General features: G+C 35.3%; 14 protein-coding genes. 1 reads left to right on the forward strand and 13 read right to left on the reverse strand.

Annotated elements, in window-relative coordinates; genetic code table 11:
* Nucleotides 1-18: 18 nt before the first annotated feature.
* From nrdR to MKY81_RS18720, 12 genes are all read right to left on the reverse strand, one after another.
* Nucleotides 19-474 (reverse strand): transcriptional regulator NrdR, encoded by a 456-nt coding sequence (gene nrdR, locus MKY81_RS18665; RefSeq protein WP_066227470.1) that lies wholly within the window; start codon nt 472-474, stop codon nt 19-21.
* A 154-nt stretch (nt 475-628) separates the two neighbouring features.
* Nucleotides 629-988: an adenosylmethionine decarboxylase gene (speD, locus tag MKY81_RS18670; RefSeq protein WP_066226994.1), complete on the reverse strand. Its 360-nt coding sequence runs from the start codon at nt 986-988 to the stop codon at nt 629-631.
* 257 nt (nt 989-1,245) lie between these two features.
* On the reverse strand, nt 1,246-2,277 hold the full coding sequence (locus MKY81_RS18675) for a glyceraldehyde-3-phosphate dehydrogenase (RefSeq protein ID WP_066226992.1): 1,032 nt from the start codon (nt 2,275-2,277) through the stop codon (nt 1,246-1,248).
* Nucleotides 2,278-2,449: 172 nt separating this feature from the next.
* Complete coding sequence (gene coaE, locus MKY81_RS18680; RefSeq protein ID WP_066226990.1) at nt 2,450-3,052, reverse strand: dephospho-CoA kinase; 603 nt, start codon at nt 3,050-3,052, stop codon at nt 2,450-2,452.
* 13 nt (nt 3,053-3,065) lie between these two features.
* Nucleotides 3,066-3,698: a sporulation membrane protein YtaF gene (gene ytaF, locus MKY81_RS18685; protein ID WP_066227465.1), complete on the reverse strand. Its 633-nt coding sequence runs from the start codon at nt 3,696-3,698 to the stop codon at nt 3,066-3,068.
* Nucleotides 3,699-3,769: 71 nt separating this feature from the next.
* Nucleotides 3,770-4,603 carry a DNA-formamidopyrimidine glycosylase gene (gene mutM, locus MKY81_RS18690; RefSeq protein ID WP_066226987.1) on the reverse strand — a complete coding sequence of 278 codons (834 nt, stop codon included), beginning with the start codon at nt 4,601-4,603 and terminating at the stop codon, nt 3,770-3,772.
* 31 nt (nt 4,604-4,634) lie between these two features.
* Nucleotides 4,635-7,268, reverse strand: a complete 2,634-nt coding sequence (gene polA / locus MKY81_RS18695; RefSeq protein ID WP_341118527.1) for a DNA polymerase I — start codon at nt 7,266-7,268, stop codon at nt 4,635-4,637.
* Between the two features lie 102 nt (nt 7,269-7,370).
* Nucleotides 7,371-7,844 (reverse strand): MaoC/PaaZ C-terminal domain-containing protein, encoded by a 474-nt coding sequence (locus MKY81_RS18700; RefSeq protein ID WP_115943915.1) that lies wholly within the window; start codon nt 7,842-7,844, stop codon nt 7,371-7,373.
* 122 nt (nt 7,845-7,966) lie between these two features.
* Nucleotides 7,967-8,905: a malate dehydrogenase gene (mdh, locus tag MKY81_RS18705; RefSeq protein WP_108070319.1), complete on the reverse strand. Its 939-nt coding sequence runs from the start codon at nt 8,903-8,905 to the stop codon at nt 7,967-7,969.
* A gap of 124 nt (nt 8,906-9,029) precedes the next feature.
* Nucleotides 9,030-10,298, reverse strand: coding sequence for an NADP-dependent isocitrate dehydrogenase (gene icd, locus MKY81_RS18710; RefSeq protein WP_066226973.1), 1,269 nt, complete (start codon nt 10,296-10,298; stop codon nt 9,030-9,032).
* An 84-nt stretch (nt 10,299-10,382) separates the two neighbouring features.
* Entirely contained in the window at nt 10,383-11,498 is a 1,116-nt protein-coding gene (gene citZ / locus MKY81_RS18715) for a citrate synthase (RefSeq protein ID WP_066226970.1), read from the reverse strand.
* A 309-nt stretch (nt 11,499-11,807) separates the two neighbouring features.
* Nucleotides 11,808-12,269: a DUF441 domain-containing protein gene (locus MKY81_RS18720; protein ID WP_066226967.1), complete on the reverse strand. Its 462-nt coding sequence runs from the start codon at nt 12,267-12,269 to the stop codon at nt 11,808-11,810.
* Nucleotides 12,270-12,379: 110 nt separating this feature from the next.
* Between MKY81_RS18720 and ytvI the strand changes: the two genes are divergently transcribed.
* Nucleotides 12,380-13,507 (forward strand): sporulation integral membrane protein YtvI, encoded by a 1,128-nt coding sequence (gene ytvI / locus MKY81_RS18725; RefSeq protein WP_108070315.1) that lies wholly within the window; start codon nt 12,380-12,382, stop codon nt 13,505-13,507.
* Nucleotides 13,508-13,556: 49 nt separating this feature from the next.
* On the opposite strand, the gene pyk is transcribed toward ytvI, so the two are convergent.
* Nucleotides 13,557-15,317, reverse strand: coding sequence for a pyruvate kinase (gene pyk, locus MKY81_RS18730; RefSeq protein ID WP_108070313.1), 1,761 nt, complete (start codon nt 15,315-15,317; stop codon nt 13,557-13,559).
* Between the last annotated feature and the right edge of the window lie 61 nt (nt 15,318-15,378).

Genomic DNA, 15,378 nt, shown 5'->3' on the forward strand with positions numbered 1-15,378 from the left:
GGAAAGTTCGCCTTGCCTTTATTCTTTTTTAATTAATTCCTTTAATTCTTCTAAAAAAACATTTATATCTTTAAATTGTCGATAGACAGATGCAAATCTGACATATGCCACTTCATCCACTTTAGCTAGCTTGTCCATAACTAATTCACCAATCAAATCTGAATTAATTTCAGAATGCCCCAAATTTCTTAAATGCTTTTCAATATCTAAAGTTATTTTTTCTAATTCCGCAAGGGTTACTGGTCTTTTTTCACAAGCTCTAATAAGACCGCGCAATATTTTTTCCCTGCTGAATTCTTCCCTTACCCCTTCTTTCTTAACAACAATTAGTGGGGTCTCTTCTACTTTTTCAAAAGTAGTAAAACGAAAGGTACATAATTCACATTCACGCCTTCTGCGAATCGAACGTCCTTCGTCAATTGGACGTGAATCAACTACACGAGTCCCGTTATGTGAACATGATGGACATTTCATTTCATCAGCTCCGTTCATAGCTTTATTACTTTCATGATATAGAAAATTGATGAAAATCACAAGAAAAAACGAGGTGTATGATGAACGGACATACACCTCGTTTACTTTGCTATTTTGTACTATTTTATTTTACTATTCATGCGTTTACTTTTACTTATTTTACTTGCACCTTACCCATGCCACGAGGAAGTTCCATTGTTTCTCGTTTTTGGGCATTTAGGCTTTCAGCTATATAGTTAGCGGCAATATTTGGATCTAAATTACCGCATGTGTACACATCAATACTAGCATATCCATGTTCAGGAAAGCTGTGGATTGTTAAATGGGATTCAGAAATTATGACTACACCACTAACACCTTGTGGGGCAAATTTATGAAATGCCACTTCTCGAATTTCAGCACCTGATTTTAAAGCTGCCTCTACAAACGTCTTTTCAATAAAATCCATATTATTTAATTTTTCAAAATCGCAACCCCATAATTCGGATATTACATGACGACCCATTGTTTCCATGATCGTTTCCCCCTTAAACTTAATATTTTTTGTGGTTAATAAACATATGATCTGTTTCACTATGTAACTACCACGGGGGAAAGTTAGTCCAAAGAGGTCCTAACCCTTTAAGTAGCCACAAATATTAAATTTTCAACATCACGAAAAATAGTATACTTTGTTTAAATTCTTTTTGCAATAATCATTTTAAATTTCTCAATTAATTTGAGAATCATATATGTAAAAAAACTTGCTGTAAATTCAGCAAGTTTTTTTATTTAACTTATTTTCACTTTTGACTTATTATTTAATTCTTTAGCTACATATTTTGTTAAATCAACGACACGGCAGGAGTAGCCCCATTCGTTATCATACCATGCAAGGACTTTTACTTTTTTCCCTTCCATAACGATCGTTGATAAACCGTCAATGATTGCGGAGTGTGGATTTGTATTAAAGTCAACAGAAACAAGCGGTTCTGTCGTGAAATCTAATACCCCTTGTAACGATCCTGTTGAAGCAGTAATAAAAGCATTATTTACTTCTTCTACTGTTACTTCTTTCTTTAAATCTACGACTAAATCAACAAGAGATACATTTGGTGTAGGTACTCTTAATGCCATTCCGTGTAATTTTCCTTTTAGCTCAGGTAACACCAATGCTAAAGCTTTCGCTGCACCAGTCGTAGTAGGTATAATTGATTGCGCACATGCGCGGGCGCGGCGTAAGTCTTTATGTGGATTATCAATATTCTTTTGGTCATTTGTATAGGCATGAACAGTTGTCATTAATCCATTTTCAATTCCGAATTGCTCATGTAATACTTTAACAACTGGCGCTAAACAATTGGTTGTACATGACGCATTTGAAATAATATCGTGTTCTTCAATATTTAATGCGCTTTCATTTACTCCCATCACAATCGTAACATCCTCGTTTTTGCCCGGGGCTGTTAAAATGACCTTTTTTGCACCTGCTTGCAAATGTTGAGCTGCTTTATCTCTTGCATTAAATTTTCCGGTTGCTTCAATGACGATATCTATATTAAGTTTTTCCCACGGAAGTTCTACTGGATTTCGTTGGTTAAGTAATTGGATACGATGTCCATTAACAATTAATTCATTATCGGTTGAAAGAATATCTACATCGAATTTTCCATGCGTAGTGTCATATTTAATCAAATGCGCTAATGTTTCAGCAGGATAACTTGCATTAATAGCCACTATCTCTAAATCTTTTTCTACTATCGCTTTTCGAAATACCATTCGACCAATTCGTCCAAATCCATTAATTGCTATTTTTGTTCTCATCAATGCTAGCCTCCAATATTAACGTTATACTCAATTACAACATTTTCTGAAATTAGTATAACACATTAATTGAATTATGTAAGTATAAATATGATGATATTAAAAAAAATACACTAAAAAACACCACTTTGATTAAAAAGCGGTGTTTTTGTGTCTTGTTTATGACATCCTATTAAGGATGCATATCCCATTCATTAATAATTTTATTTAATTGTTTTTTCGTTTCCTCCAACGTTTCATTATTATCAATTACCGCATCCGATAATTGAATTTTCTCCTTCAATGGCATTTGTGAACGAATTCTCGCTATTGCATCTTCTTCAGATAAATGATTTCGTTTCATTAGCCTTTCTTTTTGTATATTTGGATCGACAAAAACGAGAATCGTTTTATCGACCATATAAGTAAGTTTACTTTCAAACAGAAGAGGAATATCCATTATTATTGTTTGTTTTCCAGCTTCGATTGCCTCCGCTTTTTTCTTTTGCATGTAGTTCCTTACCGCAGGATGAACGATACTGTTAAGAAGCAATCTCTTTTCTGTATTATGAAAGACGATAGATCCTAATTTTTTTCGATCAATATTGCCATCTTCAAGAAGAATTTCCTTCCCAAATGCTTCAATAATACCGTAGTAAGCATCTTCACCAATATTGACAACTTCCCTAGCAGCTATATCCGCGTCAACTATTGTATATCCTTTAGCTTTAAGCATCGCTGAAACTGTGCTTTTTCCACTCGCTATTCCACCGGTTAATCCTATAATCATTGCCATATCTTTTACCTCACTAAAATTTAAAAAGTCCGATTAATATAAGTAAAATCCCGGGTAAGAATGAAATTTTTTGCATCCAATTGAGATGAGAGAACATTTTTCCTAATTTTAATCCAACAGCAACAAATAAAATACTCATAACTGCTACAGAAATACTTAAATGGATTGGTGCATATCCAAGCATTGACGCACCTATTCCCGCTCCAAAAGCGTCCAATGAAAGGGCAACACCAAGCATAAATGCTTCAATTCCATTGATTGTTCCAGAGTTATCAAAGTCAGCCGATGTGGGCTTTTTTAAGATATTAATGACAACCCCTAAGGAACGAATTTCAAGGTTTAATACAACTTTTTCGCTTGTATCGTTTTCTTCTTTTTCCTGTCGAAAAAATTGGTATAACACCCAAATACCAATCAAAATAAGGATTACTCCACCGAATCGATTGGCAAAAGTTGGTTCCAAAAAGGATTGTAGAATATTCCCAAACAAACAGGCAATAAAAAGGGAAAAGCCTGAACATATCCCAATAATAATTACCGACTTTATTGGAATTTTCATTTTCCTTAATCCATAAGTAAAACCAGCACTAAAATTATCTAGACTAACTGCAAAAGCTAACATTAAGAGTGATAACTGAAAGCCCATAAGAAAGCTCCTTCCTGTTCTCACATCACTACCTATAATATATGGAAGGAGCTTATCAAATGTTAAAATGTTTATTGCTTTATTTTTTGACATTTTGGGCAAAAATGTGTTCCTCTGCCCCCTGTCACGGTTTTTTCAATTGGTGTTCCACATCGTTTACAAGGTTCACCTTTTCGCCCATATGCAAGTAATTCTAATTGAAACATACCAATTTGACCTTGTGAATTTACATATGAACGAATCGTACTTCCACCTTTTTCTACTGCTTCAGACAGTGTTTCAATGATTTCCCGGTGGAGAAGTGTTATTTCTCTACCAGTTAATGTATTAGCTTTTCTGTCAGGATGAATTTGGGCACGAAATAATGCCTCATCAACGTAAATATTTCCTAAACCAGTTACAACCGTTTGATCCAAAAGTGCAGGTTTTATTTTTCGTTCTGTTTTTCGCAGCTTGTCTTGCAAATACTTTTTTGTAAAATCAGATGAAAATGGTTCAGGTCCTAATTGTAACAGTGGAAGTTGATTATTTTCCTCGCCTTTAAGAAATAAATGCATCGTCCCAAATTTACGAACATCCCGATAGCGCAGTTCTGTCCCATCCGTAAAATGAAAGATGACATGTGTATGTTTATCGATCGTTTCCTCTTTGCTAAATAGTCCATACTTTCCTTCCATCCGAAGATGTGAGACAAGAGCATATGTGTTTGTGTTAATAATTAAGAACTTCCCTCTTCTATTTATATCTGTAATTGTTTCCCCTTGTAAAGCATCCGTAAATTGTTCAATTTCAACTGGCTTTTTTATTATTTTCGGCCAAAATACGGATACGTTTTTAATTGTTTTTCCAACAACAAGCTCTTGTAATGTTCTACGAATCGTTTCAACCTCTGGTAATTCAGGCACTAATTAACACCTCTTTATTACTTTCAATCTGTTATTTCGCATCAAACCAAGTTGGACCAAATGCATAGTCAACCTTAAGAGGAACAACTAAATCCACTGCATTTTCCATTACTTCGGGAACGATTTTCTTCAATATTTCAATTTCGTCGCTTGGTGCTTCGAATATTAATTCATCATGCACTTGTAATAACAATCTTGTTTGCAGTTTTTCCTCTTTTAATCGGGCTGCCATATCAATCATTGCTTTCTTAATGATATCTGCAGCACTTCCTTGGATCGGTGTGTTCATAGCTGTTCTTTCAGCAAAGCTGCGAATATTAAAATTCCGACTTGTTATTTCAGGAATATAACGTCTCCTCTTTAGGATTGTTGAAACATATCCCTTTTCTTTCGCATCTTGAACAATATCATTCATATATTCTTTGACACCCGGATAGCTTGCAAAATACCGCTCAATAAAGCTAGCCGCTTCTTTTCTTGTTATTCCTAAATTTTGCGATAACCCGTAATCACTTATTCCATAAACAATCCCGAAATTTACCGCTTTTGCTTGTCTGCGCATATTATCTGTTACATCATCTTTATCTACATGGAAAACGTCCATCGCTGTTTTCGTGTGAATGTCCATATTTTCATTAAACGCAGCAATTAATTTTTCATCACCTGCAATATGGGCAAGGACTCGTAATTCAACTTGCGAATAATCAGCTGAAAAAATCAACCAATCTTTTTCAGTAGGAATGAATGCTTGTCGTAATTTACGCCCTTCCTCTAACCGAATAGGTATATTCTGCAAGTTAGGATCTACAGAACTTAATCGTCCTGTTTGCGCAAGCACTTGATTGAATCTTGTGTGGATTCTACTATTATCTGAATGAACTACTTTAAGTAATCCTTCAATATAAGTCGACTGTAGTTTGCCTAATTGTCTATAATGAAGAATTTCTCGAACGATTTCATGTTTCGATTCAAGCTTTTCTAATACATCCGCTGAAGTTGAGTAGCCAGTTTTTGTTTTTTTGATCACAGGTAGCTCAAGTTTTTCAAACAAAATAATGCCTAATTGTTTTGGTGAATTAATATTGAACATTTCACCCGCTAAATCAAAGATTTTTGCCTCAATCGTTTGTAGTCTTCCGAGTATTTCTTCACCCATTTCTTTAAGCCGTTGAACATCTACTTTTATTCCCGTAGATTCCATTGTTGCTAAAATAAATGAAAGTGGTAATTCTAGTTCTTCGAAGAGTTGTAATTGATTGTTTTCTTCTAAATCTTTTAAGCATTGGTCAACAACGGATGATATTCCTATTGCCTTTCTTGCCACATGTTCAGCAAGAACCTTTTTCTCCGGTACTTTTTGTTTGACCCCTTTTCCATATACCTGTTCATCACTTTGAATATCTGTAAATCCATGCCGTTTCGCTACAGATGCAAAATCATCCACATTTTCTGAAGGGTTTAATAAGTATGAAGCAATTAATAAATCAAAATCGATCCCTTTTAAATCAATTCCGAACCGCCTTAAAGAAACAATCGCAGCTTTTCCATCATATACAAATTTTTTCTTTGATTCATCCTCAGCCCAGTTTTTAAAAAGGGGTGATTTCAGTGCTTCATCTGCAGGGAAAAAGTAGGTTCCATTTTGATTACTCATCCCAAATCCAATAATTTCGCCCGTATGATAGTTATCTTCTAAAATTTCTACATAGAGTGATGATTCTGAAGTGAAAAGTTCTTCAGTTATATGCTCAACGATTTCGTAAGGAAGATCTTTCATTTTTTCTTCTCGCTCAGGGGAGGTCTTTACATCGAGCTTATCAATAAGAGAATTAAATCCTAGCTCCTTAAATAGGGAAATGAGCTTTTCATCATTTTCATTTTTATATTTAGTTTCATTAAGTTCAATCGTAATTGGTGCTTCACGCGTAATTGTTGCAAGTTGTTTACTCATTATCGCTTGTTCTTTATATTCCTCAAGCTTTTCTTTTAATTTTTTTCCACTTACATGTTCGATCGATTCTAATAGATTCTCGAGTGTGTTAAATTCTTTTAATAGCTTTATCGCTGTTTTTTCACCAATTCCCGGTACTCCGGGAATATTGTCTGAAGCATCTCCCATTAAACCTTTCATATCGATAATTTGTTCCGGAGTTAATCCGTATTTTTCATTGATATGTTCGGGTGTATATTCTTCGATATCTGTTATGCCTTTTTTTGTAATACAGACCGTTGTTTCCTTTGAACTAAGTTGTGTTAAGTCTTTGTCTCCCGAAATCACCTTTACTTCAAAGCCTTCTTTTTCAGCTTTAAGAGATAGTGTACCAATAATATCGTCGGCCTCATAATTAGCAAGCTCATAGCGTTGAATACCATAGGCATCTAATAGTTCACGAATAAAAGGGAATTGCTCAGAAAGCTCCGGTGGTGTTTTTTGTCTAGTGCCTTTGTATTCTTTAAATGTTTTATGGCGAAATGTCGTTTTTCCAGCATCAAAAGCTACTAAAATATGAGTCGGTTTTTCTTCATTTAAAATTTTCATAAGCATTGTTGTAAATCCGTAAATTGCATTCGTATGTATGCCTTTTTCATTATTCAATAGCGGTAAAGCAAAAAAGGCACGATAAGCAATGCTGTTTCCATCAATTAAAATTAATTTGTTACTCAATCATCTTCCCTCCCAAATCATACGCATTTTTCGTATATCTGCCTTTTATCATTTTAGCATGTACACTTCATAAAAGGAAAATGGCCAGCATGGCTGACCATTTTAAAAATTATCTAATACTTTTTCATTTAACATTTCCATTCGATGTGGCGGACAAACTGTGATATTTCCACTAATAACTGTTTCATTGGATTCATTTTTTGCTTCAACAAAAACATCTATCGTATGCTGCTCATGATTTACCGCAATGACTTCGAATAGAAATTGAATTGATGTATAGTGATAGACTGGTTTTTGGAAATTCAGCTGTTGTTTTATTATATGTGATCCCGGTCCGGGTAAATATTTAGAAATAGCGGATGTGATAATACCTGTTAACATAATTGTAGGTACGATCGGTTTTTCATATGGTGTTTGTGTGGCATAGTCGTGTTGAATGTAAAGTGGATTGGCATCGTTCGTTAATCCTAAATATAAAAGTAAATCTTTATCTTCAATATTTTCGGTTAATATTAGTTTTTCCCCTACAGATATTTGCTCGATTTTTCTCCCAAGTTTTCGCTTTTTCCCTAACAGCATCCACAGCACTCCCCTTTTTTCGTAACCAGTTGCAAGACATACTCCTATCATAGCACGCTTTATTTTGTTGCACAAAAAAATTAGGTCAAAACCAAAAGTGTGGTTTGACCTAATAGCAATTATGCTAAAACTTTCATTACATTTTGTACGGATTCAACAGACTTGTCTAATGCAGCTTTTTCTTCTGCAGTTAATTCCAATTCAATAATTTTTTCAATTCCATTTCCACCTAGTACTGTAGGCACACCAAGGTAAATTCCTTCGTATCCATATTCACCTTCTAAATAAGCAATAGAAGGGAGAACACGGCGTTGATCTTTCACTAGGGCTTCAACCATTTCAACTAATGAAGCAGCAGGGGCATAATAAGCGCTCCCGTTACCTAATAAATTTACAATTTCTCCTCCACCTTTACGTGTCCGTTCAACAATTGCATCAAGACTATCTTTTGGAATCAAAGTTTCTAAAGGAATTCCTCCCGCATATGAGTAACGTACTAGAGGAACCATATCATCTCCATGTCCACCTAAAACGAAACCGGTTACATCTTTAACTGAAATGTTAAGTTCTTGGGCTACAAAGGTACGGAAACGGGCAGTATCAAGAACACCTGATTGACCAATTACACGGTTTTTAGGAAAACCAGATTCTTTAAATACTGTATATGTCATGGCATCAACCGGATTAGTTAAAACAATGATATAGCAGTTAGGAGAATATTTTACTATTTCTTGTGTAACGCTTTTCATTACCTTTTGGTTTGTTTGAACTAAATCATCGCGGCTCATCCCTGGCTTCCGGGCAATACCAGCGGTTATAACAACAACATCAGAATCTTTTGTATCCTCATAATTAGAAGTACCAATAACATTTGCATCAAATCCTTGAACCGGACCTGCCTCAAGCATATCAAGTGCTTTCCCTTTTGTTGGATTTTCTGCTTGTGGGATATCAACAAGTACTACATCACCAAGTTCTTTTTGTGCTAACAAAAATGCTGTAGTAGCTCCTGTGAAACCACCGCCGATTACTGAGATCTTTTTTCTGTTCATTGCCATTGTTATGTCCCCCTCTAGATATTATATAATGAAGACTTTAGCACCTAAAAAAAATTGCCGGTGAAAGAATACAATCTATCAGCCGGCAATTTCATCTGCCTGTTGTCAGGCTGTGTTATTAGCTTTACATATTTTTAATTAATTCAGTTCCAAATTCAGAACATTTCACTTCTGTAGCACCGTCCATTAAACGAGCAAAGTCATATGTTACAACTTTAGATGCAATTGTTTTTTCCATTGACTTTGTAATTAAGTTAGCCGCTTCGTTCCAACCTAAGTGCTCAAGTAAAAGAACGCCGGAAAGAATAACAGAAGAAGGATTTACTTTATCAAGACCAGCATATTTAGGAGCTGTACCATGTGTTGCTTCGAAAATAGCATGTCCTGTTTCATAGTTAATGTTTGCTCCTGGTGCAATACCGATACCACCAACTTGTGCAGCTAACGCATCAGAAATATAATCACCGTTTAGGTTCATTGTAGCAACTACATCAAATTCACGTGGACGTGTTAAAATTTGTTGTAAGAAAATATCAGCAATCGAATCTTTTACGATGATTTTACCAGCAGCTTCAGCATCTGATTGTGCTTTATTTGCAGCTTCTGTGCCTTGTTCTTCTTTAATTTTATCGTATTGTGCCCAAGTGAATACTTTATCACCGAATTCTTTTTCAGCTAATTCATAACCCCAGTTTTTAAAGGCACCTTCAGTGAATTTCATGATATTGCCTTTATGTACAAGTGTTAAAGATTTACGACCTTCTTTAATTGCATAATTTAATGCAGCACGTACAAGGCGCTCGGTTCCTTCTTTTGAAACTGGTTTAATACCGATACCTGATGTTTCAGGGAAGCGAATTTTATTAACACCCATTTCGTTTTTAAGGAAGTCAATAACTTTCTTAACTTCATCTGAACCTTCTTTGTACTCAATACCTGCATAAATATCTTCAGTATTTTCACGGAAGATTACCATATCTGTATCTTCAGGACGTTTTACCGGAGATGGTACACCGTCGAAATAACGTACAGGACGTAAGCATACAAAAAGATCAAGTTCTTGGCGTAAAGCAACATTTAAAGAACGAATTCCGCCGCCAACTGGTGTTGTTAGAGGTCCTTTAATGGCAATTAAATATTCACGGATAACATCTAAAGTTTCAGATGGAAGCCATTCGCCAGTTTTGTTAAATGCTTTTTCTCCAGCATATACTTCTTTCCATTCAATTTTACGTTCACCTTTATACGCTTTCTCAACAGCTGCATCAAGAACTCTTTGAGAAGCTGCCCAAATATCAGGACCTGTTCCATCCCCTTCGATAAATGGAATAATTGGATTGTTTGGTGTTTTTAAAACGCCATTTTCTACTGTAATTTTTTCACCTTGTGACATTTCTTTCCCTCCAGTTCGAATTAAAAGCGCACAAACTACATCATTTATTAGAACAATTATTTTCGGATTTGTAAATATCTTTAATTAACGTTTTTCAATTGGCACGTAAGTTTGCATTCCTGGGCCAGTGTATTCAGCACGAGGACGGATTAAGCGATTGTTTGAATATTGTTCAAGTATATGTGCCAACCATCCGGAAACACGACTTACTGCGAATATTGGTGTAAATAGATCATGATCAATACCTAAACTATGGTATACAGATGCAGAGTAAAAATCAACATTTGGTGGCAGTGCTTTTTCCGATGTTACAATATCTTCAATCTTTGTAGACATTTCATAGTATTGTGGTTCACCGGTAAGTTTTGTTAATTTTTCAGACATTTCTTTTAAGTGTTTCGCACGAGGATCCCCTTTACGATATACGCGATGACCGAATCCCATAATTTTCTCTTTATTAGCAAGTTTTTCATGAATATAAGCATCAACATTATCAACTGAACCAATTTCAGTTAACATTTTCATAACTTGTTCATTTGCTCCACCGTGTAAAGGTCCTTTTAAAGCTCCGATTGCTGCTGTTACACCGGAATAAACATCCGAAAGGGTTGCAACACAAACACGTGCAGTGAATGTAGATGCATTAAGCTCATGATCCGCATGCAATACTAGTGCTTTGTTAAACGCTTCAACAGCAATAGCTTCAGGTTCTTCGCCGGTTAACATATAAAGGAAGTTAGCAGCAAAACCTAAGTCTTTTCGTGGTGCAACTGGTTCTAGTCCTTTACGTACACGTGAAAATGCAGCTACAATAGCAGGCATTTTTGCTTGTAAACGGATTGCTTTACGATAATTTGCTGCTTCTTCCATCACATCTGCTTCTTCGTCGTATAAACCAAGTGCTGATACAGCTGTCCGTAATGCACCCATTGGATGAACTTGATTAATAGGATACGTTTTAAAGCTTTCCAACACTTCTTTAGGTAATTCCATATTGTCTGCTAATTGTTGTTTTAATTCATCTAATTCCTTTTTGTTTGGTAATTTAAGATGCCATAGTAAGTAGATTACTTCCTCGAAGCTAGCATTTTCCGCTAAATCATCAATATTGTATCCTACATATGTAAGGGTATCGTCGATGATTGAACTTATTGATGACGTAGTTGCTACAATACCTTCAAGACCTTTTGTTGCTGTCATGATCATCTCTCCTTTAACAATTTCTTTTATTTGAGCAGCGGTATGATATAAAAAGATTAGTTTTTAAACCGAAGCCTATTCGATTTAAAGCATTTGCTCATTATGTAAAAACAAATGCAAACGGTCACACATATCCTATTATAATATAATTTAAAAACTTGTCCATTTAAAGGACTAATATTTATTCGCTTTCATCCTTTATTATAATCAAATCTAGTAAGTATGTATAATAAAATTCTACATTTTTTTGCAAATATTTTATTGTTTTGTTTTTTATTCTCAAATAATTTTTCGCTGTAAATTGAATATTTATTGTGTAAATAATTCAACTACCTTCATTCCCATATAAGCAATGCCGGCGCCTATCAATGGGCCAACTGCCACACCTTTAAAAACCGCTACTGCTAGAATTGTTCCTAGTACAAGTGCTGCTGTAATATGTGGATCTTGCGTTAACAGAGTAATACCGTTTTTAGCGATAAGTGCTACAGCCATACCCGCGGCAAGAGCAATCCAAGCATATGGCGATTTCAATGATTCAAGCAAATCTTTAAACCCAATTTGCCCGCTGGCTATTGGTGCAAGCACAGCGATAGTAATAACAGTTACTCCCCAATTTATACCCTTCGATTGGATAAAACTAAACATTTTTTGATCGATTCCAATTATTTTTAAGATGAGTAATACAGCAATCGCAATCATTAACGATTGATTTTTAGCAATCAAACCAATAATCAGTAATAATATTAGAAAAAGGTAAGACTGAACCATTTTTAATACATCCTTTCTTTCAATGTGTATTGTTGGAAAAAGTTTATCATTTAGCTTTTTTTTCCTAGCGACTCCATGTAAAATTAAACTAAAAGATGGGAGGGGAAAGTTTGAATCCTGAGTATATATATCGTACCATTCGATTTTTAATAGTTATAGGCATTGTAATAGTTGGCGCGATTCTTTTGTATTTCGTATCAAAAGTTACTTACCCTTTTTTAATTGCCATTGCTATTGCCTTTCTGATTAATCCTTTAGTAAATTTTTTATCTCATAAGGCAAAACTTCCTCGCACACTCGCCGTTATTATATCCATAATTTTAATAATTGGTGTATTTATAGGATTAATAACTTTATTAATTGCCGAGATTGTCTCCGGAACAAATTATTTAGCAGATGTTGTTCCTAAGCATGTTAATACATTAGTTGAGTTTGTGGAAAACTTTATTGCCGGACAGGTAATTCCTCTCTACAATCAAGCTGCCAGTTTATTTAAAAGTCTTGATGTTGGACAGCAGGATACCATTATAAATAATATCCAAACGGCAGGGCAAAAAATAGCTACAAGTGCCGGAAGTTTCCTGCAAAACTTTTTCTTAAAGCTTCCAGCTCTCGTTTCATGGATTCCAAATGCCGCTACAGTTCTTGTATTCTCATTACTTGCTACGTTCTTTATTAGCAAAGATTGGTATCGACTTTCCAGAATGAGCAGTAAGTTTCTCCCTGATCGTGCGATGAAAAGTGGAAGAACAGTTCTACATGATCTAAAAAAAGCATTGTTCGGTTTTATTAAAGCACAACTAACTTTAATCTCCATTACTTTAGTTATCGTATTAATTGGGCTTTTGATTTTAAGGGTAGATTATGCCATTACGATTGCTTTGGTGAGTGGTATTGTTGATATCCTTCCATACTTAGGAACCGGAGTTGTGTTCATTCCTTGGATTATTTACGAAGCGATTTCGGGGGATATTCCACTTGCAATTGGTTTAGGGGTACTTTATACAGTTGTAGTTGTACAAAGACAAATGATGGAACCAAAAATTTTGTCCTCAAATATTGGACTTAATCCACTTGCTACTTTAGTCGCATTGTTTGTTGGCTTTAAACTTGTCGGCTTTCTCGGATTAATTCTTGGACCGGTCTCCCTTGTCATCATTACTACATTACATAAAGCCAATGTATTTCGAGACATATGGGAATTTATCGTTGGAAAACCGGAAAAACGTATTGACTAAAAAGAAAAACGGTGTGAGTTCACACCGTTTTTCTTTTTAGAATGTAAAATTATAACACGCTAGCATGTCCATTGTAGATAACCCCACGTACAGGATCTACTGTAATTTCTTGTCCATTTGTAAATAAATTCGTAGCATTTTTCACACCAACAATTACCGGAATGCCTAAATTTATACCAACTACAGCAGCATCACTAGTTAAACCACCTTCTTCAGTAATGAGTGCTGTACATTTTTTCAATAACGGAACCATGTCTTTATCTACACCATAAGTAACGAGGACTGACCCGGGCACAATTTGCGCTTTTGCATCATTAGCATTTTTGGCAGTCACTACTTTACCGTATGCAGATTTTCTGCCAACACCTTGACCTTTAGCAACAATATCTCCAACTACATGAACTTTCATTAAATTGGTTGTTCCTGCCTCACCTACCGGTACTCCCGCTGTGATAATAACTAAATCCCCGTGCTTCACAATTTCTGTATTTAAGCCCTCTTGAACAGCTAGCTCTAACATTTCATCGGTTGTTTCTACTTTTTGTCCAATTCTAGGATACACTCCCCATACTAATGCAAGACTTAAACATACCGATTCATTCGATGTTACAGCAATAATCGGTGCTTTAGGACGGTATTTTGAAATCATCCGTGCAGTATGACCACTTTCCGTCGGTGTAATAATGGAATTTACATCTAAATTTATCGCCGTATGTGCGACGGATTGACAAATAGCATCAGTCATTTTGTGATCACTATTTTTACTACGTTCCCCTAAAATCGCACTGTGATTTAACGCTTTTTCAGCATGAATAGCAATATTATACATCGTTTGAACAGCTTCTGAAGGATAGGACCCTGCAGCAGTTTCTCCTGAAAGCATAATGGCATCTGTACCATCAAAAATGGCATTTGCTACATCACTTGCTTCTGCTCTTGTTGGTCGTGGATTTCTTTGCATTGAATCAAGCATTTGGGTTGCGGTAATTACTGGTTTACCTAGTTCATTACATTTTTTTATCAATTCCTTTTGAACAAGAGGAACTGCTTCTGTTGGAATCTCAACCCCTAAATCACCGCGGGCAACCATTAGACCATCAGAAACTGCCAAGATTTCATCAATATTATCAACACCTTCTTGGTTTTCGATCTTAGGAATAATGTGGATATGTAAAGCATTATTTTCTTCTAATAATTGTCTAATTTCCAACACATCTGAAGGACGACGAACGAAAGAAGCAGCAATGAAATTAACGCCTTGTTTAATTCCGAATAAAATATCGCTCGCATCTTTTTCTGTAATCCCAGGTAAATTAACGGATACTCCTGGTACATTAACACCTTTTTTATTTTTTAATACACCACTATTCATTATTTTCGTGTTAATTTCTTTTTTGTCCTTGTCAATAGAAGTAACTTCCAATTCAATTAGACCATCATCTAGAAGGATTTTCGATCCTTTATCAACATCGTTAATAAGGCCTTCATATGTGATAGAAAACTTTTCGCTTGTTCCTAAAACTTCCTCCATTGAAATCGTAACGTTTTTTCCTTCACAAAGCTCAATTGCTCCATTTTCCATATCATTTGTGCGGATTTCCGGACCTTTTGTATCTAGTAAAATAGCTACCGTTTTATTTGTGTTTTCCGCTGCTGTGCGGATGTTTTTAATTCTTGCTTCGTGTTCCTCATGACTACCGTGGGAAAAATTCAATCGAGCTACATCCATTCCGGCTTTCATTAATTTTTCCAACATTTCTATACTTTCACTTGCAGGACCAATGGTACAAACGATTTTTGTTTTTTTCATGTTAATTACTCCCTTTTTTTAACTTCGCTGTTGAATACAAGCAACAGTGCGTTTAACAAAT

This window comes from Heyndrickxia sp. FSL W8-0423 (genome assembly GCF_038009395.1).
Lineage (GTDB): Bacteria > Bacillota > Bacilli > Bacillales > Bacillaceae_C > Heyndrickxia > Heyndrickxia sporothermodurans.

What these genes read in the sequence shown, in the direction of transcription:
- nrdR (WP_066227470.1), bottom strand. Translation starts at nt 474, where the DNA reads ATGAAATGTCCATCATGTTCACATAACGGGACTCGTGTAGTTGATTCA.
- speD (WP_066226994.1), bottom strand. Translation starts at nt 988, where the DNA reads ATGGAAACAATGGGTCGTCATGTAATATCCGAATTATGGGGTTGCGAT.
- MKY81_RS18675 (WP_066226992.1), bottom strand. Translation starts at nt 2,277, where the DNA reads ATGAGAACAAAAATAGCAATTAATGGATTTGGACGAATTGGTCGAATG.
- coaE (WP_066226990.1), bottom strand. Translation starts at nt 3,052, where the DNA reads ATGGCAATGATTATAGGATTAACCGGTGGAATAGCGAGTGGAAAAAGC.
- ytaF (WP_066227465.1), bottom strand. Translation starts at nt 3,698, where the DNA reads ATGGGCTTTCAGTTATCACTCTTAATGTTAGCTTTTGCAGTTAGTCTA.
- mdh (WP_108070319.1), bottom strand. Translation starts at nt 8,905, where the DNA reads ATGGCAATGAACAGAAAAAAGATCTCAGTAATCGGCGGTGGTTTCACA.
- icd (WP_066226973.1), bottom strand. Translation starts at nt 10,298, where the DNA reads ATGTCACAAGGTGAAAAAATTACAGTAGAAAATGGCGTTTTAAAAACA.
- citZ (WP_066226970.1), bottom strand. Translation starts at nt 11,498, where the DNA reads ATGACAGCAACAAAAGGTCTTGAAGGTATTGTAGCAACTACGTCATCA.
- MKY81_RS18720 (WP_066226967.1), bottom strand. Translation starts at nt 12,269, where the DNA reads ATGGTTCAGTCTTACCTTTTTCTAATATTATTACTGATTATTGGTTTG.
- pyk (WP_108070313.1), bottom strand. Translation starts at nt 15,317, where the DNA reads ATGAAAAAAACAAAAATCGTTTGTACCATTGGTCCTGCAAGTGAAAGT.